General features: G+C 69.8%; 13 protein-coding genes and 1 pseudogene. 5 read left to right on the top strand and 9 right to left on the bottom strand.

The window, feature by feature from the left end; translation table 11 throughout:
• The 4 genes from Q664_RS53870 to Q664_RS49740 form a co-directional block, all read right to left on the bottom strand.
• The coding region (locus tag Q664_RS53870; protein ID WP_084610999.1) for an immunoglobulin-like domain-containing protein at positions 1-2,500 on the bottom strand (2,500 nt) is incomplete at its 3' end.
• 293 nt (positions 2,501-2,793) lie between these two features.
• The gene (locus Q664_RS49750; RefSeq protein ID WP_043414077.1) at positions 2,794-3,975 is read right to left on the bottom strand and encodes a phosphatase domain-containing protein; all 1,182 of its coding nucleotides are present in this window, start codon (positions 3,973-3,975) and stop codon (positions 2,794-2,796) included.
• 9 nt (positions 3,976-3,984) lie between these two features.
• Positions 3,985-4,572, bottom strand: a complete 588-nt coding sequence (locus Q664_RS59835) for a hypothetical protein (protein ID WP_052519696.1) — start codon at positions 4,570-4,572, stop codon at positions 3,985-3,987.
• A 17-nt stretch (positions 4,573-4,589) separates the two neighbouring features.
• Complete coding sequence (locus Q664_RS49740; protein ID WP_043414075.1) at positions 4,590-6,458, bottom strand: RiPP maturation radical SAM C-methyltransferase; 1,869 nt, start codon at positions 6,456-6,458, stop codon at positions 4,590-4,592.
• 70 nt (positions 6,459-6,528) lie between these two features.
• Here Q664_RS49740 and Q664_RS49735 point away from each other — a divergent pair, with 70 nt between their 5' ends.
• Together Q664_RS49735 and Q664_RS49730 are read left to right on the top strand one after the other, a co-directional pair.
• On the top strand, positions 6,529-7,974 hold the full coding sequence (locus Q664_RS49735) for a hypothetical protein (RefSeq protein ID WP_043414073.1): 1,446 nt from the start codon (positions 6,529-6,531) through the stop codon (positions 7,972-7,974).
• A 168-nt stretch (positions 7,975-8,142) separates the two neighbouring features.
• The gene (locus tag Q664_RS49730) at positions 8,143-12,054 is read left to right on the top strand and encodes a tetratricopeptide repeat protein (RefSeq protein WP_043414071.1); all 3,912 of its coding nucleotides are present in this window, start codon (positions 8,143-8,145) and stop codon (positions 12,052-12,054) included.
• Here the strand turns inward: Q664_RS49730 and Q664_RS49725 are convergent.
• On the bottom strand, positions 12,017-14,221 hold the full coding sequence (locus Q664_RS49725; RefSeq protein WP_084610995.1) for an ATP-binding protein: 2,205 nt from the start codon (positions 14,219-14,221) through the stop codon (positions 12,017-12,019). The two genes, Q664_RS49730 and Q664_RS49725, sit on opposite strands and share 38 nt — an antisense overlap.
• Before the next feature lie 10 nt (positions 14,222-14,231).
• A complete protein-coding gene (locus Q664_RS49720; protein ID WP_043414068.1) occupies positions 14,232-15,260 on the bottom strand; it encodes an RluA family pseudouridine synthase in 1,029 nt (342 codons plus the stop codon).
• A gap of 161 nt (positions 15,261-15,421) precedes the next feature.
• Between Q664_RS49720 and Q664_RS49715 the strand changes: the two genes are divergently transcribed.
• Genes Q664_RS49715 through Q664_RS49705 form a run of 3 tightly spaced genes read left to right on the top strand, consistent with a single transcriptional unit; the run spans position 15,422 to position 18,659 of the window.
• Positions 15,422-16,039, top strand: a complete 618-nt coding sequence (locus tag Q664_RS49715) for a DUF2378 family protein (RefSeq protein ID WP_052519694.1) — start codon at positions 15,422-15,424, stop codon at positions 16,037-16,039.
• A gap of 7 nt (positions 16,040-16,046) precedes the next feature.
• Complete coding sequence (locus Q664_RS49710) at positions 16,047-17,396, top strand: AHH domain-containing protein (protein ID WP_052519693.1); 1,350 nt, start codon at positions 16,047-16,049, stop codon at positions 17,394-17,396.
• Between the two features lie 15 nt (positions 17,397-17,411).
• Positions 17,412-18,659: an imm11 family protein gene (locus Q664_RS49705; protein ID WP_043414065.1), complete on the top strand. Its 1,248-nt coding sequence runs from the start codon at positions 17,412-17,414 to the stop codon at positions 18,657-18,659.
• 25 nt (positions 18,660-18,684) lie between these two features.
• Here the strand turns inward: Q664_RS49705 and Q664_RS49700 are convergent, their stop codons facing one another.
• The 3 genes and pseudogenes from Q664_RS49700 to Q664_RS49690 form a co-directional block, all read right to left on the bottom strand.
• Positions 18,685-18,942 (bottom strand): helix-turn-helix domain-containing protein, encoded by a 258-nt coding sequence (locus tag Q664_RS49700; protein WP_084610993.1) that lies wholly within the window; start codon positions 18,940-18,942, stop codon positions 18,685-18,687.
• Positions 18,943-19,008: 66 nt separating this feature from the next.
• Complete coding sequence (locus Q664_RS49695; RefSeq protein WP_043414060.1) at positions 19,009-19,947, bottom strand: DUF2381 family protein; 939 nt, start codon at positions 19,945-19,947, stop codon at positions 19,009-19,011.
• An 88-nt stretch (positions 19,948-20,035) separates the two neighbouring features.
• Positions 20,036-20,480 (bottom strand): annotated as a pseudogene (locus tag Q664_RS49690) (hypothetical protein); the annotation flags it as partial.

The following is a 20,480-nucleotide window of genomic DNA, read 5'->3' as shown; positions in this document are numbered from 1 at the left end:
TGGCCGGGTCATACAGCTCGGCCGAGGCGCTCAGCGCCACGTCGATGCCCGAGCCACCGGCGACCAGCACCTTGCCGTTGGGCAGCAGGGTGGCGGTGTGCGAGGCGCGGCCCGTGCCCAGGGAGGCCACGGTCGTCCACCGGCCCGTGGCCGGGTCGTACAGCTCCGCGGAGGAGATGAGGCCATCGGCGGCGTCGTTGCCACCCGTCACCAGCACCTTGCCGTTGGGCAGCAGGGTGATGGTGTGGTAGGCGCGGGCCGTGTTCAGGCTGCCCGTGTAGGACCAGCTGTTGGTGGCCGGGTCATACAGCTCGGCCGAGGCCAGCGTGGCGCTGTCGTACTCACCCGTGCGGCCACCGGCCACGAGGACCTTGCCGTTGGGCAGCAGGACCGCGGCGTGGTGGAAGCGCTGGGTGTTGAGAGCGCCCGCGGCCTTCCACTTGCCCAGGGCCGGGAGGTACAGCTCGGCGGTGGTGCTGGTGATGGGGCACGAGCCGCCGCCCGCGATGAGCACGCGGCCGTCCGTCAGCTTGGTGGCCGTGTGGCCACGGTGCGAGCCCAGGTTGTTGCCCGTGGCGGACCAGGTCTTGGTCACCGGGTTGTACAGCTCCGAGGTGGTGTTGAAGCCACCGGCCACCAGCACCTTGCCGTCGTCCAGCAGGGTCGCCGTGTGGAGCAGGCGCGGCAGGGCCATGCTGCCCGTGAGGATCCAGCCGCCGCCGCGGTCATCGCAGGTGCCGGAGGCGCCCGGGACGACGGTGACGCTGCGGTAGGCCGTGGCCTCGTTGCCGGACGCGTCCCTCACCGAGTAGGTCAGGACGTAGGTGCCCGGAACCTTGGTGTTGACGGTGCCGGAGACGGTCAGCGCGGAGGTCAGGTCACCGTAGCACTGGTCCGTGGCCGAGGCGCCCGCCTCGACGTAGGTCGTGCGGCACTCGAGCGTCACGTCGGAGTAGCCCGCCAGGGAGATCTCGGGGGCCAGGGTGTCGACCACCGTCACCGAGTTGGAGCAGGTGGAGACGTTGCCGAAGTAGTCCGTCGCCGTGTGCGTCACGCTGGTGGTGCCCAGCCCGTAGTAACCCTCACCCGGGCTGCGAATGGTCGGCACGCCGCAGTTGTCGAAGCCGGTCGCCTCGCCGGGGTTCACGCGAGCCCTGTAACCCGTGCACTCGGCCTCGATGTTGTCCGGGCACGAGATGCTCGGAGCGCTGTCATCCACCACCGTCACCATCGCCGAGCACGAGGAGGACAGGCCGGCCCGGTCGGTGCAGGTCAGCGTCACGGGCGTGGTGCCCGGGCTGAAGATGGAGGCGGACTGCGTGCAGCCCACCAGGTCACCGTCGGGATCGGACGAGCCGTTGTTCACGGAGCCGGTGGCGCCGCAGGTGGCGTTGGCCGACAGCGTCAGGTCCTTGCACTTCGCCTCGGGAGGACGGTTGATGACGGTGGTGGTGCAGGAGGCGCTGCAGGAACCGGTGCCGTTGCCAGCGCCGTTGTCGCACTGCTCGCCGGGGTCCACCTTGCCGTCACCGCACCAGTTCAGGCGGCACGTGGAGGAGCAGGGGGTGCCGGGCTTGCCGTTGTTGGCGCCGGTGTCGCACTGCTCGGGGTACTGAATGACGCCGTCACCGCACCGCACGGGCGCCGCGCCACGCACCAGGATGTAGGGCACGCCGTGCGAGCCGTCCGCGAAGTCCCTGGAGCCCGGGAAGCGCGAGCCGTAGACCGGGTCACGCGCGATGGCCAGCGGGGTGAAGTTGGCCTCGGGGTAGGTGTCGAAGGCCTCGTGAACCGAGCAGCTCCAGTTGGAGAGGATGGCGTCCGTCAGGCCCGTCAGGGCCGAGTGGCTGGCCACGATGTGGGCGTCGTTGTAGCAGCCCACGCCCGTCACGGTGAAGGTACCGAACGGCTCCATGATGGGCAGCGGCGTCTTGGCCGCGACGCCGTCGTAGTAGCAGCTCAGGTTGATGTACATACCCGTCTTGCCTTCCTGAGCGGCGGCGAACTTGACGGAGTTGGTGGTGAGCACACCACCGTCCCGGCTCTTGTGGAACACGGGGTCGGTACCGACGAGGATGACGTTACCGTCAACCACGGGGCCCCAGACGTGGCGGTTGGCCACGGCGGCGGCGATCAGACCCACGCCGCTGCACGTGTTGTCGCCCAGAATCAGGGCACGGTAGGTGGCGAAGTCCGCGGAGGTCTTCGCGGCCCAGGCGGCGTCGGTGGCGAGCTCCACCGTGTAGCCCTGGGCCCGGGCGGCAGCGGCCTCGAGGCTGCTGGTGCCACCGGTCACCGTGTTGGCCAGGATGAGCACCTTGTTGGTGCTGCCCACGCCCTGAGCGCGCACGCTCACCGCGGACGGGGCCACCTCGGCCTTCTCACTGCCCTCTTCCGACGGCAGCTCCGTGCCGCAGGCGGCGACGAGCAGCGCGCTCATCACCATCAGCATCCGTGCCTGGATGCCACTACAGGTCCTCTTGAAGGTTTCAGTTCGCATCCGGCCCCCCTCTTCTTTCGTTCAGGCGCATCGCGTTCTCCGTTGGAGACTCGGCCTGCGACCAGGAACGGTGAAGCCACCCTCACCGCTGCGCATTCGGCAGTGCGCCCCTGGCTTCGTACTGACTGATGCAGACCGCCATTGCACTTTTACACCAGATCCACTCCAGAAATGAATCACTCTTTTAAGTGAATCAACCCGCAAAGCCCGTCCGATGCGGGCAATGCTGAGATCATGACCTTTGACGCATGTGGCATGGAAACATTCATGTCAGGCTTTGATTTCCATGGAGACTACCCAGCACGTCGTAAGTCCCGCTCCAGTTCTGCCACACGGGACTGACGCTGGGACTCGGAGGAGAAGGGCACGCGCGCCAGGTCCTCCTGAGCGGCCCGGGCGACGCGGGCCACTCCGTCCCGGGCAATCACCCCCACCTCGAAGGCCTCCACCGCGGCACCGATATAGGTGTCGAAGAAGAAGACGCGTTTGCCGCGCCACGTCATCCGGACGGACTCAGGGGTATCCACCACATCGTGGATGAACACGGCCCGCACCGCATCCGGGTGCTCTGTGAGCATCCTCTCACCAAAGGCCACATCACCCTGGCCGCTGTCGCCCGTGAAGACAAAGCCATACTCGGGGTAGAGCTGGAGATAGCGGCTGAAGTTCTCGAACTTCATGGCGGCGATGCGTGCATTGCCCAGCAGGTGGGTGAATGCCCCCGAAAGCATCACCGCCGACGACACGCCGTGCTCGCGCAGCGTGGCCAGTGTCCGGTCCTCGATGAGGCCGAGTGGATCCTGCGGCCGCGCGCTGATGAAGGTGAGGTCCCCCTCGCGCCCGGGGATGATGCCCGGCCCCCGGTCCAGCTCGCGGTAGAACTGGAGCACCCCCGGGTACACCGTCTTCGGCGGGTAGCGCGTGTCCTTCCAGTTGGCCAGGAAGGTGTCGTCGATGTCGCTCAACACCTTGTTCTCGCCGCTGGGGGCGGCCGCGGCCTCCCGCTGGATGTGTGTGAGGATGTCCTGCCGGATGCTCGCGTCGTCCACATCGTGGAAGAGCAGCTGCTGCAGATCGTGGGAGTTGCCCCGGCCATCGAGCAGGTTCTTGAACTCGGACAGCTCGCGGCCCCGCAGCCCCAGGAAGAGGGCGCGCACCATGCGCTCGGCCAGGCCGGGGGTCCTTCCCTTCTGGAGCGCGGTGATGAGCGCGGCGCGAAGGGGTAGACCCAGCTCGGGCGCGCGCTTCACGCACAGCAGCTCCAGCAGGGCGGTGAGGTTGTCCGGACCCACCACCCGGTCATCCACGTCCCCGAGCAACGCGTCCAGGTCCACGTTGAGGAGCAGGTAGTTGAGCTCGGCGGCGGTCGCGCCGGCGAACAACTCGAGGATGCGCCGCTCCTCGGTCCGGTCGGTGTGACCGGTCATCGAGGAGCGGAGCGACTGGAGCTTCCGGGCAGCGGCGGTCAGGTCCACGGACCCAGCCTACCGCGAGTCCCCCTCTCCACCGCCAGGGGTCCCCCCCGGCGCGCCCGGCCCCTGTATCGCGGTGGCGGTGGCGGTGGTGCTACCGGGTCCCCCAGGACCCTGGGGTGCCGCGGCGGCGGCGGCTCGTGCGTCCGCGACGAAGAGCTGCGCGGCCTGGGTTCCCGGCCCGCCGGGAGCTCCGGGTCCGGTGGGCGTCGAGTACGCCCCGGGGCCTCCGGGAGCTCCGGGTCCGGTGAGCGTCGCATACCCGCCGGGGCCTCCGGGGGCACCAGGGCCGACGAGACCCGGACCCGCGCCAGGGCCCACCGGGGAGGCGACGCTCACGACCTGCAGCGAGGCCACGGGCGCGTACATATAGAGGTACGCCGGCACGAGGACGGGGAGCATCGCCGGCATCTGCGGCATGGTCATGGGCAGCATCCCCCCTCCGGCCCCGGAGGCCGCCCCCGGCGCGCCCACGGGCGCCAGTGAGAGTGTGCTCAAGGGCACCTCGGTCAGGTCTCCCGCCTCCCCCAGGCGCTCCAGCTTCACCGCCGCCCCCGTCGCCGAGTCCACCGTCAGCAGGTACCTCGTCTGCTTCGACATCTCCCCTCCCTTCGTTGTCAGTGGGCCCTCGCGAGCCGTTCCGTCCGCAGTCCATCCGGAAGCATCGCCAGCGTCACCAGCAGCGAGCCCAGACTGGCGATGATGCCCCACTCGAGCAATCGGGAAAGCTCCCGTTCCAGGGCCCCCGCCTCTCCGGAGCGCGTGGCCTCCGCCGCCGTCCGCAGCGCCTGCTCGCGCGAGACAGGTGCATCACACGCCAGGAGCAGGGCCACCGTGGCCTCGGCCAGGTGCTCGCTGGCGGGCGTGAGGTTGAAGCGGCTGTCCACGAGCACGAAGCCTCCCCGCCAGTGCGGCCTCACGGCGAGCTCACCGTTCTCCCGCCGCCGGTGGCGCTCCTGCCACTGGAGGATGAAGGCCTGGAGCTCCGCGCCCCGCGCGAGCACCTCGTCGAAGCGGGGGTGCTCATAGTCGAAGTAGTAGGCCAGCTCGTGGAGCGTCTCCTCCGGCAGCGAGAAGACGTGCCGGTAGGCCGGCATGGGCCGGATGCGGGTGAAGCCCTGCTCCCGCCAGCCCGCGTGGTTGGGGCTGAAGCGATCCATGCGGATGGGCGAGCAGATGTCCGGAGGCCGCAGGTGCCCCATCTTCTGGAGGAGCGAGAGCGTGCGCGCGTAGTCGTCCACGTCCTCGCGGGGGAAGCCGTAGATGACGTTCCAGAGCGAGTCCACGCCCAGCTCCTGGCACCAGCGCAGCAGCGCCACGTTCTGCGCGCCCGACACGCCCTTGCGCATCACCTTGAGCGTCCCGTCCGCCAGCGTCTCCACGCCCGCCTGCACCCGGGTGATGCCCGCGTCCCGCAGCAGCCGCACCTGGCGGCGCTTGAGGTTGGATTTGATCTCGAAGAACTTCTCCGTGCGCACCGGCTGGCCCGCCCAGTGGGGCAGCAGGTCCTTGAAGTAGTCCATCGCCAGGATGTTGTCGGCGTACTGCACGGGCGTGGCGCCATGGCGCCGGCCTACCTCCTCCAGCTCGTCCACCACGCGCCGCCAGCTCTTGCGGCGGAAGGTCATCGCCTCGCCGTTGAGGCCGCAGAAGGTGCAGTGCGAGTGCTCTCCCCACCAGCAGCCCCGCGAGGCCTCCAGCGGCAGCCACATCCCGGCCCCCAGCTCCGGCGCGCTCGTGCGCACCAGCTGGAAGAAGTCCTCGTAGTCGGGCGTCGGCAGCGCGTCCAGGTGGGCGTAGCCCGGCTCCTTGCGCCGGGGCGACTCACGCACCTCGCCGCCCTCCCGATAGAGGAAGCCCGGAGGCACCTCGCCGCGGCCCTCGCGCAGGTTCTCGCAGAGCAGGGGAAAGGAGACATCCGCCTCGCCCGTGGCCACGTAGTCGAGGAAGCCGTACTGCTCCATGTACTGCCGGCCCATCCCCGCCTCGAAGTTGGCGCCGCCCGCCACCAGCTTCACCTTCGGGTAGCGCTCGCGAATCATCCGCGCCAGGCACAGCGAGGGCATCGTCTGCTCGAAGGTGCTGGTGAAGCCCACCAGGTCGTACTGGCCCCAGTCGCAGGACTCGAAGGCGATGCGCAGGAACGACGGCGCCACCTCCTCCAATGCCCAGACATGTCCGCGCGGAGCGAGCGGCATGCCCCACACCGGATGGTCCAACACCTCGCGCGCGTAGGCCTCCCGCGCGCCCTCGCGCCGCCCATGGAAGGCCTGCGAGAAGGCCCACTCCCCGGCCAGCGCCGTCATGGGCGCCTCATGGCAGAAGAAACGGTAGGGCTCCGCGCCCAGCATCTTCCAGAGGGTGACGTTGAAGTACTTCGTCTGGCATTCGATGCCGCGGGCCTTCAGCGCGGCCTGGAGCAGACCCGCGGCGAGACTCGGGCGGTAGACCGCCGCCAGCGGCATCACGACCAGCGCGACCTTCATCGGCCGGGCAGCATAGGGGAGCCCTCCCCGTACGCCAATGCGGGACCGCACGTATGGCAGAATCCCTGTCATGCCCGCGCCAACATCCCCGGCACTCGAATCCCTGCGCCGCCAGCTCGAGGGCCGCTGGGAGCGCATCGAGCGGGCCCGGGAGCGCTACACCCGGCTCATCCAGCAACTCTCCTCCTTCCGCTGGCGGAGCGCGCTGCGCGGCCAACCCGAGCTCCTGAAGGAGACACGGGAGCACGAGGCGGAGCTCACCGAGGTGCTCGCCTACGTGGAGCACCGCGCCCACCGGGAGCAGTGGCCCCGGGAGCACCCCGGGCTCCGCGTCCTCCAGGCGCTGCGCACCCAACGCGTGAAGCTGGAGGCCCTGGCCCACCAACGGCTCGCGCAGGCCACCCTCCAGAATGGAGCCTCCCTCGCCGAGGCGCTGAGCGGGCTGGAGACCCTGACGCTCGCACTCCCGCCACGGCCGCCTGGCGCGGAAGACCCCGTGCTCTTCGAGGACTGGATGCTCTCCTGGACCTCGCCCGGGCGCGTCTGGCTCACACCGGACCGGCTGCTCTGGCGGCCCTGGTTCGGAGAGCCGGTCCAGCTGCCCCTCGCCGCGCTCCAGCCCGAGGCCGTCACCCTGCTGCCCGGGTGGATCGGTCTCCATGTGAAGAGGATGGGGCTCACCCTCTTCTCCCTCTCCTACGCGGAGACATTGACGTCCCTGCTCCGGCTCTGCCTGCGGAGCGTGAACATGACGCACGGGCAGCCCCAGGCGAACGACGTGGCCACCAGCCCGGCGTATTGCCGTCACGTGAACCACCCGCGCCCCGAGCGGTGGGGGCTGGGCGTCTTCGGGCCCCATGGCGCCACCCTCCTCCCCGCGCGCCACCGCACCTTTCTCGGCTTCTGTCTGAGACTCGTGGGCCTCCCGGCCCGGAAGCTCCAGCCCGCGGAGCTGCGGCGGTTGGAGTCCCTGGTCGAGCACCTGCGGCAACTTCCTCCCGGCGAGCTCGAGCACGCCCTGCGGGAGCTCACCCGCGCCCGGGACGGGCGGTTCTGGCCGCTCACCGGATTCCAGCGTGGCCCGAGCACCGCACAGGAGCTCATCTTCCAGTCTGGGAAGCAGTACCTCGTGGTGCCCCAACCCCCGTCCACCCTCCACGACGTCTTCCAGCAGCATCACCCCGCGGATGACAGCCGCTCGCCCGAGCGCCATCCCCTCGGGCCTTCCCTCCCACCAGCGAGAAGCTGGTTCCAGGAGAACAAGTTCCGGCTGGGCATCGCCGGCGGAGCGGCCCTCTTCTATGCGTCCGCCCTGCTCGATGGGCCATTTCCAGGCCATCCCCTCTCGTACGTCGGGCACGCGCTCCTGACCTGGACCAGCATGAGCTACACGAGGAACAGGGGCCTCACCGTGCTGCCCGGCCTGCTGCTCTCCCTCTTGCTCTACCCGCTGACCACATGCTTCCCCATGATACTCGTCTTCATGTGGGGCAGCTTGAAGCCGGAACAGCAGTAGAGCTCGGGGAGGGCCTCCGCCCGTTCATCGCAGGTGGAATTCCACCCAGAACGTTTCCCTCCAGTCATCTGTCCGTAATGGCTCGCGATGAAGCCAACCGGAGATCGCCTCGCGGATGGCGTGTGGCACAATCCGCCACGGCTCCCCCCCGCGTCCGGAATGGCTCCGATGACCTCATCTGGTAGCGAGCGGCTCATCGTCGGCCGCTACAAGCTGCTGCGGTCCATCACCCCGACGGGACGGGACGAGACGTACGAGGCGCTCGACATGGAGCGCCAGCAACACGTCACGGTGCGGCTGGTCCGCACGGGTTCCGGAGACCCGGAGTCCCTGGAGCGCCTCGAGCACGAGCTGCACCGGGCCCGGGACGTGGTGAGTCCCCACGTGCAGCGCATCCTGGAGGTCGGCCGCCACCACGACGAGGCGTCCGGCGCGGAGCTGCCCTTCCTCACCACGGAGATGCTCGAGGGAGAGAGCCTGGAGGAACGGCTGCGCCAACGCGGCCCGCTGACCCCCCAGGAAGCCCTGCCCCTGGCGCGCCAGCTCTGCGAGGGCCTGGCCACGCTGCACGACGCGGGCCTCGTCCACGGAGACCTCCGCAGCGCCCGGGTGATGCTCATCTCCGCGCCGGAGGGAACGCGCGCCGTGCTCGCCGCGCCCGCGTGGGCCTGGGAGTCCGCGAACCCACCCGCCACCGCGCCCCACCTCGCTCCCGAGCGGCAGACGGGCTCCGCTCCCACGAGCGCCTCGGATCTCTATTCGCTGGGGCTCGTGCTGCTCGAGCTGCTCACGGGGGCGCTGTCCTCGCCGGACTCCGAGACGCTGGCCCTGCTCGAGCTGGTGCGCCGCGGCTCGGTGTCCTCGGAGGCGCTGGGCCTGCCCCATCGCTGGGTGGTGGTCATCCGCCGCTGCATGGACCCATTGCCGCGCAAGCGCTTCACCAGCGCCCGCGAGGTGGTCCGCACGCTCGTGCAGCCCAGCGGCGTGCCCCGTCCGCTCGACGAGCCGAGCGTCGCCATCCGCACCGTGCTGCTGTTGGACCTCACCGACAGCACCCGGCTCGTCGAGTCCCTGGGCGATGCCCGCGCCGCCGAGCTCTTCGCCCGGCATGATCAACTGGCCCGCGAGCTGCTGCACGTGCACGGCGGGCGGGAAATCGACAAGACCGATGGCTTCCTGCTGCTCTTCGAGCGGCCGGTGGACGCCACCCGCTACGCGCTCGCCTACCATGAACGGCTCGCCCTGCTGGAGCGGGAGCAAGGAGTGCGGCTCCAGGCGCGCGCGGGCATCCACCTGGGCGAGGTGGTGCTGCGCGAGAACCCGCCCCACCTGGTGGCCCAGGGCGCCAAGCCCGTGGACGTGGAGGGGCTCACCAAGCTGATCGCCGCGCGCATCATGCCGCTGGGCCACGGCGGACAGACGTTGATGACGCGCGCCGCCTTCGACATCGCCCGCCGCGCCGTCGTGGGCACCAGTGGAGCGGGACCCGGGCTGGCCTGGCGCTCCCACGGCTTCTACCTGCTGACCGGGGTGGAGGAGCCGGTGGAGGTGTGCGAGGTGGGCGAGGTCGGAAAGGCGCCGCTGGTGGCGCCCCAGGACACGGCCAAGGCCCGGCGCATCACCCTCTCGAGCCCCTCGCTGCCCGCCATTCCCACGCTGCCCGGACGGCCCGCGCGCGGCCGCCAGGTGCCCGCGGTGCTGCTCCTGCTGTGCGCGCTCGTGCTCGCCGCGCTGGGCGGCTACGCGGCACGGACGTGGCCCCTCCCGCCTTCCCCTGCCGGCATGGAGGCCCCCCAGGTGAAGCCGCGCCGCTCGGTGGCGGTGCTCGGCTTCAAGAACCTCTCCGGACGCGCCGACGTCGCCTGGCTGTCCACGGCCTTCTCCGAGATGCTCACCGCCGAGCTCGCCGCGCGGGGAGACCTCCGCCTGGTCTCGGGCGAGACCGTGGGGCGGATGAAGCGCGAGCTGTCCCTCGCCGAGAACGAGAGCCTCGCGAAGGACACGCTCGACCGCATCCGCACGCACCTCGGCGTGAACCTGGTGGTGCTCGGCTCCTACCTGGCGATGCCGGAGGAGATGGGCGGCGGGCTCAGCCTCGTCGTCCGGCTGCAGGACGCCTCCACCGGCGAGGAGGTGGCCATGCTCCGGGAGAACGGGACGCAGGCGGAGACCATCGAGCTCGTCACGCGCATGGGCGACCTGCTCCGGGAAAGGCTCGGCCCCATGGCGGACGCCGGACACACCACGGGCGCGCTGCCCGCCAACGCCACCGCGCTGCGCCACTACGCCGAGGGACTCGCCCGGCTGCGCGCCTACGAGCCGCAGAAGGCCCGGGACTTCTTCACCCAGGCCATCTCCGCGGACCCCCGCTTCGCCCTGGCCCACTCCGCCCTCGCGGAGACCTGGGCGGTGCTCGGCTACGACACGCGCGCGCTCGAGGCCGCCAGCCGCGCGCTCGCGCTCGCCAAGGGCCTGTCCCGCGAGGAGCAACTGCTGGTGGAGGGCCGCCTCCACGAGATGGAGAAGGACTGGGCCAAGGCGGTGGACAGCTACCGCACCCTCTCCACCCTCTTCCCGGATGACCTCGACCACGGCCTGCGGCTCGCCAGCGCCCAGGCCTCGGGCGGCCGGGGACATGACGCGCTCTCCACCCTCGCGGCGCTGCGCCAGATGGCCCCGCCCGCCCGCGAGGACGAGCGCATCGACCTGGCCGAGGCCCAGGTGCGCCACAGCCTCTCCGAGTACAAGAAAGTGCTGCCCCTGGCCGCGCGCGCGGTGCGCAAGGGCACCGAGCGGGGCTCGCGCCTGCTGGTGGGCCGCGCCCGGCTGACCCAGTGCAACGCGCTGCTGCGGCTGGGCAACCACACGGAGGCCACCGCCGCCTGCCAGCAGGCCCTGCGCATCTTCGTCGACGCCGGAGACCCGCGCTCCGAGGGCGAGACGCTCAACCGCCTGGCCAACGTCGCCTACGAGGAGGGCGACTACGAGGAGGCCAAGCGCGTCTTCTCCGAGGCGCTGCGCATCTGGAAGGACATCGACCACCGGAGCGGCGTGGCCCTGGCGCTGCAGAACATCGCCGACACCCTCCTCATGCAGGGCGAGCTGGCCCAGGCCGAGCCCCTCTTCGAGGAGGCGCTGGCCATCGAGCGGGACATCAACGACCGGCGCAACGAGGGGCTGACGCTCAGCAACCTGGCGCAGCTGCGGTTGATGCGCGGAGACGTGGCCCGGGCGCGCAAGCCCGCGGAGGAGGGCGTGCACCGGAGCCGGGAGACGGGCTACCGCTATGCCCTGATGGTGGGGCTGTGGACCCGGGGCAACCTCGCGCTGGAAGAAGGCCACCTGGACGAGGCCCGGCGGCACTACGCGGAGGGGCTCACCCTGTCGAGGCAGACGCAGGACGACCGCTACACCGCCTACCTCCTCCAGGGCTCCGGAATGGTGGCGCTGCTGGAGGGAGACCTGGAGCACGCGCGCGCCGGGTACGAGGAGGCGCTGGGCCTGCGCCGCAAGCTGGAGGGCCGCAGCGAGGTGGCCGAGACCCAGGTGTCGCTCGGACTGCTGGCGGTGGAGGAAGGCAGGCCGGAGGCCGCGCTGGAGCCGCTGACCGAGGCGGTGGAGACGCTGCGCGGCCTGAAGCTGACGGATGGAGAGGCCCAGGCCCACACCGTGCTGGCCCTGGTGCACCTGGCGCGCAACCAGCCCGCCCTGGCCCGCGAGGCGAGCGCCCGGGCTCAAGCCCTCGCGGCCCGGAGCCAGCATGTCCAGACGCGGCTCGCCTCGGCGCTGGTGGCGGCGCGGGTGCTCACCGCGGAGGGCAGGCCCGGCGAGGCGGTGAAGCGGCTGGAGGCGGTGCTCGCCGAGACACGGAGCACCGGGCTCGTCCCGCTGGAGTACGAGGCCCGGCTGGCGCTCGCCGAGGCGGAGCGGGCCTGGGGCCGGACTCCCCTGGCCTGGCAGCGGCTGAAGGTGCTGGAGGAGGACGCCCGGACGCGGGGGCTCTCGGGCTTCGTCCGCAAGGCCGAGGCCCTCGGCACCGCCCTCAGGGGCGGGGCCCCCCGCGAGGCAGCTCCACGGTGAAGGTGGAGCCCTCGCCCGGGCGGCTGTCCACGCTCACCCGTCCGCCGAGCGCCTCGATGATCTGCCGGCTGATGTAGAGCCCCAGGCCCAGGCCCCCGTAGTGCCGGACGCTCACCGCGCGCTCGAAGCGCCCGAAGAGCCGTGGCAGGGCCTCGGCGGCGATGCCGATGCCCTCGTCCCGCACGGTGAGCCGGGCCTGCTCCCGGTCCGCCTCCACGGTGACGAGGATGGGCTGGCCCTGCCCGTACTTGGCCGCGTTGGTGAGCAGGTTGACGATGACTTGATCCAACCGGAGCGCGTCCCACCGCCCCACCACCGGCCCCCACGACTGGAACGTCACGTCACAGCCGGCCTGGGCGAACACCTCGCGCAACCGCTCCAGGGCCTCGCGCACGGCGAGGACGAGGTCCACCTCGGACAGCTCCAGGCTGATGCGCCGGGTGGCGATGCGGCTCACGTCCAGCAACGTGGAGACGAGGCTGGTGAGCCGATCCACCTGGCGGTGCGCCCCCTCCAGCTTGCCGCCCACCCGCTCCAGCGCCTCCGGGCCCATGAGCCGCGCGAGCAGGGAGAGCTGCAGCCGCAGCGAGGTGAGGGGTGTCTTCAGCTCGTGGCTGGCGATGGAGAGGAACTCGTCGCGCAGGCGGATGGCTTCCTGGGCCTCCCGGTACAGCCGCGCGTTGTCCACGTTGAGGGCGGCCCGGTGCGCCAGCTCCTCGGCCAGCCGCAGGTCCGCCTCGGCGTAGTGCCGGTTGCTCTCCGTCTGGAGCAGGGAGAGACAGCCGAGCACCCGGCCCCGCGCCACCAACGGCACGCAGATGAACGAGCGGATGCCGAGCTCGCGCAGCATCGTCATCACCCGGGAGGGTCTGTCGAGGGTGGCGAGCGCCGCGTCCGAGACGTCCGGGACCCACTCCGGTTGGCCCGTGCGCAGTACCCTGCCCGCGCCATGCTCGGAGCTCAGGTCGATGGGATTGCCACGGACGACTTCCCGCGCCAGCTCCAACCGTTCGGGGACCGCATGCGCCAGCGCCAGGTGCTCCACGCGGCCCTCCTCGGTGAGCATGTCCACCGCGCACAGGTCCGCGAGCTCGGGCACCACCAGCCGCGCCAGGCTCTCCATCGTGGTGGTGTAGTCGAGCGAGCCGGCCAGCAGCGTGCTGGCCTCGGAGAGGAAGCGCTGCCGCCACGCCACGGCCTCCAGCTCCCGCCGCGCGCGCACCTGGGCCGTCACGTGGGACTCGGCCTCGGCGCGCGCCAACAGCTCGCGATCGAAGAGCCGGGCCCGGTCGAACGCGAGCGCGCCCTGGTGCGCCAGCGCCAGCATGAAGCCACGGTCCGCCTCGTCGAAGACGCGGGGCTCGAGGAAGGCGAGCGTGATGGCACCCAGGGACGTGTCCTTGGCGCGCATGGGCACATAGGCGCCCGCCTTGCTGGGCGAGGCGCGCACGAACTCCACCAGGTGCGGATAGCGGGCCTCGAAGTCCGCGATCGAGCCCAGCCACTCGGACTCCCCGCTGACGAAGGCCCGGGTGAGGGGCAGTTGCGCGTCGAGCGGGAGACGCGCGTACTGGCGCATCAGCTCGTCGGGGACACCCTCGCTGGCCACCATCCGCAGCGCCTGCCCCTCCGGCTCCACCAGGCCCACCCACCCCAAGGAGGCCCCCGTCGCCTCCTTGGCGCCGCGCACGAGGACGGCGCCCACTTCCTCGGTGGAGACCGCCGCGGACAGCTTCGCCGTCATCTCCTGCAACAGCGAGAGCCGGGAAGCGCTCTTCTCCTGGGCCGCCTCCGCCAGATGGCGCGCCGTCACGTCCCGGAGCAGCACCACCAGGTGGTGGCCGTGCGGCACCATGCTCGCCTCGAGCCAGACGTCCTGGGGGGCATAGAAGGCCTCGACGGTGATGGAGACACGCTCGATGAGGGCGCGCTGGGCCGCCGAGCCCAGGGGAGTCTCCCGGAAGTCGGGGAACACCTCGCCCACGCGCCGGCCGAGCAACTGCTCACGCGAGGCCCCGAGCACCCGCTCCGCCACGGTGTTGAGGTAGGTGAAGCGCCCGTCCGCATCGAAGACCGTCACGCCCTCGGTGATGACGTCCAGGAGGGCCTCGGGGAGCAGGGCGTCCATCGTGCTGGAATCGGCGGAAGGCATCCGGGCCCTGTTCATGGAGAAGCCCTCATGCCGCGTCCGTGCCGGACGGAGGCTCCGTGGAGACAGGCCTGCCGGCGATGAAGTCCTGGAGATCCCCGGGCAGGGGCGAGTCGAAGGTGACGGCCGCTCCGGTCTCCGGGTGGGGGAAGGAGATGCGCGCGGCGTGCAGGGCGTGGCGCGGCAGGCGCAGGCGGGCCCAGGCCTCGGGCTCCAGACAGCGCTTGCTGAAGCGGTCGAAGTAGCCGGGATCCGGGCCGTACATCTTGTCGCCCACGAGGGGGAAGCCGGCCTCGCGCAGGTGGATGCGGATTTGATGCTGGCGTCCCGTCTCCGGGTAGCAGCGCAGCAGGGAGAAGGGCTCGCCCTCGCGGGTGAAGCGCTGGAGCACCTGGAAGCGGGTACGGCTCTCCTTGCCCGCCACGGCGTCGATGCGCACGGCGATGCGGATGAGCTCGGTGCCCTCGGCGATGGGCGCGTCCACGTGGAAGGTGTCCTCCAGCGGGTGGCCCTCGCACACGGCGAGGTACTCCTTGTGGACGTCGCGGGAGACGAAGAGGCGGCCGAGGACGCGGCAGGCCTCGGTGGTGCGTCCGCAGACGACGAGGCCGCTCGTCTCCCGGTCCAGCCGGTGGGCGGGCTCGGCGAAGGCCTCGCCGAAGCGCTCGCGCAGCAGGGAGACGAGGGTGCCCTTGTGGTAGCGCGCCGTGGGGTGGATGGGGAGCCCCGCGGGCTTGTCGAGCACGAGCAGCCAGTCGTCCTGGAAGACGGTGGTCAGCTCGGTGGGTGTCTCCGGCTCGGCGCTGGCGGGCCGGCGGATGCGGAAGGAGAGGCCGGGGTAGACGGGGGTGGAGGGCTTGAGGCGGCGGCCCTCGCAGAGGACGCCGCGTTGGATGATGCCGTGGAGGCGCTCGCGCGTCAGGCGGCGGAGCTTCTCGGAGAGGTAGCGCTCGAGCCGCCAGCCGGCATAATTCGGCTCGACGACGAACGGGATGTCGACGTAGCCCTCGGGGGCCTGGCCGGACGGTGGAGGGATGGGCTCGTTCTGCGCTCTCATGCGGCAGTGTCGGCTTAACACAGCGCGCCGCGCGCTTCCTCCCCGGGTCCGACCCTGTTCACTGGGAGCACATCCCCGCCCGCCTCCGCCTACTTGCCGAGCGAGGGGTGGACGTGGAATCACCCGGCGCCACGCCCGCGATGACTGGAGATGAGAAGCACATGAAGGACTCGAGCGCCCTGCCCCACTCGCCGCCGCACGGCTCCGAGGAGGAATTGCGCGGGCTGTTGTCCGCGCTCCCGGAGAAGGCCGCGGTGCGCGGGATGCTCTTCAACGCGGTGCTGGAGGTGGTACGGCAGCGGGGAGGGGAAGCCGCGGTCCAGCAGTGCCTGGCGACGCTCGGGGAGAAGCAGTTCCTGGACTTCTTCAGCTATTCCTCCGGCAAGTACCTCGAGGTGCTCTACGCCGCGGCCCGGCTGGGAGGCGGGGAGAAGGAGGACTTCGAGACGGCGCTGCGGCACCTGGGGCAGCAGGCGGCGGAGAACTTCCTGGTGTCGGCGGCGGGCAGGACGCTGCTGGTGTTGGTGCAGGGAGATGCGCACCGGCTGCTCAACAGACTGCCGTGGGCCATCCTGGTGGGGGTGAGTGGCGTGGAGGTGGACGTGAGGACGACGGGCCCGTGGAGCGGCGTGCTCACCGTCAAGGGAGACTTCAGTCCCCGGCCGTTCGTCGAGGGCGGCTTCCTGGCGACGTTCGAGGCCGCGAAGGTGAATGGCGCGAAGGTGCGCTCGTGGCAGGCGGAGCCCGGCGTCAACGCGTACGAGTTCTCCTGGGCGTAGGAGCCACGTGTCCACCCGTCTTGTCAGCGCAGGCCCATGGAACGCATGGCCGCGCTCCCTGCTGTGCGGCTGGCTTCTGATCGTCCTCATCCTCCAGTCCGCGTGCGCCACGGGCATTCCCCGGGGCAACCGCCTGATGGGCTCCCGCTACGAGCCGCCCACGCCCCCACCGGTCCCCGGGGAGTACGTCACCCTCACGCCGGGCAGTGACTTCGCTCCCGTCCGTGTTTCAGACACGGAACTCCGCGAAGCCCTCACCCGGCTCGTCCTGGAAGTGCCTCTTCGATTGGCAACCCATCCCATCGGTCCGCCCACCAGCCGACGGCTGTTGGGCGCCTGGACGTCCTGTGGCGAGGGAGACTCCAGCATCGAAGGGGGCTACGCGCGCCTGTGCGCGCGGCGCGGGTCTCCGGGAGACTGCTTCTGGCTCCTGGGAGATGGCCCGGACGACACCACCCTCAGCCATCACGACAGGTTCGCGCTCGCCCTCTCCCTTGCGCTCACCCCTGCGGTCGAGGCCGCCACGGGAGTCCTCCGGGACTTCTCCGCGCAGGCCATGACGGCTCTGCTCACCGGCCTTTCCCTCTATCTCGTGGCGCTCATGGCACCAGAACCCATGTCGAAAAGCATTGCCCTGGCAATGACCCTCTTCCTCTGGAGCTACCTGGGCCATGAGTTCTGGGGATTGATTTCCGCCACCCGGCAGCTCTGGGACGAGGCGGACAGCGCCAGGACGTTTCACGAGTTGCGCGCATCGAGCGAGCGGTACGCCCGGGTGCTCGGGCCCAATACCCTGCGGGTCCTCATCCTCCTGGCGACGTGGAAGGCAGCGGGCAAGGAGGCGGTGACGGGGGAAGGGCTGCCGGGTTTCTCGCAGGCGGTACAGAACGCGGCCGCCGCGGGCCGCTTCCACCTGCCCACGGCCGTATCCGAGGCGACCTCGGCCTCCGTGGCCGAGGGCAGACTCGTGCTCACGCTCCCCTCCAGCTCCGGTGCCCTGCTCGCCATGCGGAAGCAGGGAGATGACGAAGCGGGTGAACTCCACCACATCGCCACCGTGGAGAACGAGAAGTCCACCTTGCGGGGCGGGCCATGGACACAGCGGCTCAAGACGTTATTCGACAAGGCCGGTATGTCGATGGAGGACCCTGCCAACAAGGTCCGAGTGCCAGGACACAAAGGTCCTCACCCCATGGAGTATCACCAGGAGGTCTTCGATCGGCTGAAGGCCGCGGTAGCGACCTGTCAGACGACAGCCCAGTGTCGGGAGTCGCTCACGCGGCAATTGAAGAGCCTGGCCGAGGAACTTCAACGTCAGGGCTCACGGCTCAACAAGATGATCACCCGGACCGATTGAGGCGAGGAGAAAGACATGACGCGCTATTTCAGGCTCACCGACGACATGACGCTGCCGGGGCGATGGGAGTTGGGCACGCCCATCAATGAGCACGGCCAGGAATTCGGGTCGCTGCTGTTCATGGCGGGCAAACCGGTTCACGTGGAAGGTCAGCTTCAGCTCCCCGTCGTGCACCCAGGCCACGCACTCGACTTCTCATTCGCGGACGCAGGAGGATTCCCCGTTGTCACCCAAAGAGTCGCCAGCGTCCTGTCCGAAATGGCGCCTGGGGACGTACAGCTATTCCCTGTGAGGGTGGACTCACGGTCCGAACCGTACTTGCTGGTCAACGTCGCGCGCACGGTGAAGTGCATCGACGACGAGGCCTCTGAAGAGGTGCAGTACTGGAAGCCGGAGGATGGTGAGCCGGAGAGGCTCGGTGACTATCGTGTTGTCGCCGGAATGCGCATCGATCCCACCCAGGTGGGTGAGGCCAAGGTGTTCCGCCCCTTGGGATGGAAGGTTGTCCTCGTCGTGTCAGAGGACATCAAGGAAGCCCTTGAGCGCACCGGCGCAACGGGCACTGAGTTCAGGGAAGTCACAGGACCCCGGCGCGCACGGGATGAGCAACAACCGTCGGCTGGGTCGCACAAGGAGTGGCTGCGGCAGGTGGACGTCGCGCGTGAAGTGGCCTGGCGCACCCTCGGCACATTGGAGGAAGAAGCCATCGTCCCCATCGCCCCGAGTGGTCCAGCGTGGCCGGGCCAACGGCAAGCGTGGCGCGTCATCCACCGGACGGGAAAGCGGCTCCTGCTGGTAACAGACGGTCTCTCCGATCCCTCCCCCAAACAGCCGGTGCCTTCCGTGGGCTTCGGCCTGGAGCTCGCCATCGAGACGGACGAGCCCGTCAAGGACGTCCAGGACAGTTGGCTCCTTCAAGTGCTCCAACGTGTCGCCAATGAACTCGCGGAGCATGAGCGGGTACGTGAGGCCGCACTGAAAGGCCAGCTGACCATGGAGGTGTCGGGGAAGGGAGTTCCCAAACCACTCGTTACCCGGGATGGCCGGGTGGGAGTGCTGTTGGGCGTGGAATCGAGCACCCTTCCCCAGCACTTCACCACGCCGGCGGGAGACGTGCGGCTGGTGACCGTCAAGGCACTGCTTCCCACCGAATTGGCCTACCGCGTACAGAATGGCAAGCAAGGACGGGAAGAGCTGGCACGGCGCTTCGCGGAGAGCGGCGAAGAGCACCTGTCTCGCGCCAGGCGTCGTGCGGTGGTGTAGCCGGCCCACGGCGTGGAACCTGGATTCAATGGCGCAGGGGCTCCTCCCCGCGCGTCACCATGTCCACCAGGAACTGGTAATCCAACTTCAACACCAGACATATCCGCTGGAGCGTTGCCTCGGTGGGCATCAGCGCCGCGCGCTCGATGCGGCCGTACATCCCGATATAGATGCCACTGGCCTCGGCGACGTGCTGCTGGGTGAGCCCCGCTCTCATCCGGGTGGTGCGCAGCCACAGCGCGAGGCTCCAGATACATCGCATGGGAACGGGAGACGAAGACATGGGCGGTTCTCCAGTGAAGAGACCCGCGGAGGTTAGCACGCGGAAGGAGACCTCGTGAGTCTTCCCTTACGGAAAAGTCACCCCGGAGAAAGTGACCACCCGGGTAGTGCCCTCCTGCCACAGCTTGAGCAGGAAGGGGCCGGAGCCCACACGCCCGGGCTTCTCCACCTCCATCAGCACCTGGCCCGCCTTGCCCGGAGACAGGGGCCGCGGCGGCCACACCTCCATCTCCCACCGCACGCCCTCACCCACGAGCAGCGCATGCGTGGGCGTCCACGGCGCGGACCCCAGGTTCCGCAGAAGCAGCTCCACCGCCAGCCGTGTCACCTCGGCATCTTTCTCTCCCCCCGTGGCGCGGTAGCTCACGGCATCCAGCACGGTGAAGGTTTCTCCGGGGCGCAGAACGATATCCTTGGTGATGCGCTTGGAGCGGATACCTTTCTCGTCCATCAGCTTCGAGGCGAGCAGACCGATGATTCCCCGGGGCCATCCCCGCTCCGCGCGCTCCCGGGCCAGCAATGTCTGGTAGTGCCGCGCCCTCGCATCTGACTCCTCCGCCTGCTGCCGGTGCGAGTCGCACGAACGCGGCTCGCGGTAGACCTCCACTTGCGGCTCGGCCCGGGGGGACACCACCAGCGTGAAATCCAGGCTCGTGGGAGAGGCCTCATCCGCGAAACGCACCGTCAGCCGCAGGCGCCTGCCCGGCTTCAACTCGTCGGAAGGCAGCAGGTTGAGCATGAGCCCGTCCTCCGACAGCGCTACCTGACGGAAACGCGCACGCTCCTCCACCACGACGCCCCCTTTCAGAACGGGTGTATCGAAGACGAACGAGAGGGTGCGATTCGGACTGATGGGCACCTCCCGGGTCTCGCCGGCCGTGTCCGCAGTCACCGTGAAGCGGGGCGCTCCCGATATATCCCAGCCAGGAGTGAGGGACTGGGCGAGTACGGGAGCGCTCGAATACAGAAGGAGCAACAAGGCGGTGATGCGGAGTGGGATGAGCATGGCGACACGACCTCCAAAGTGGCCATGTTAACAGGGACCTCCCACGTTGGCTCCACCCTTCTTCCATTCTCGTTGTACCCGGCGTCCTCTATTCGAAGCGCTCCACCGGACTGATCTTCCCCGTGGAGAAGATGATCGCGGCGTCCGGCTTGCTCCCGGGCTCCATCCACACACCGCGCTCTCCGTCCGTCGCGGAGTCGTAGAGATCGAAGCAGACGGAATACGTCTGTCCATCGGGGGTGCGCGCCTGGGTGAAACGCCCGTAGACACGCCCCTCCCCGAAGAGGAGCTGCCCGACGTATACGGTTCTGGCGGGAAGCCGCCGGATATCATCCCAGGCCTCGACCGTGACTATCTGGCCCGGGCGCACGGTGATGGGTTTGTTGATGAACTCCTTTCCGTCGATGAGGAAGTTGACGCCGAGCTTGCCACCGAAGCCTTGGAACCCCAGCACCTGCGTCATCGTCTCCACGGAACCGGCGGGGCACGCGGCGGGCGGAGGCACGCGCGGGGCAGGCGATGTGGGGCGCAGT

It is taken from the genome of Archangium violaceum Cb vi76 (assembly GCF_000733295.1).
GTDB lineage: Bacteria > Myxococcota > Myxococcia > Myxococcales > Myxococcaceae > Archangium > Archangium violaceum.
The sequence above is the reverse complement of the archived record's forward strand: the minus strand, read 5'-3'. Positions and strand labels throughout refer to the sequence as shown.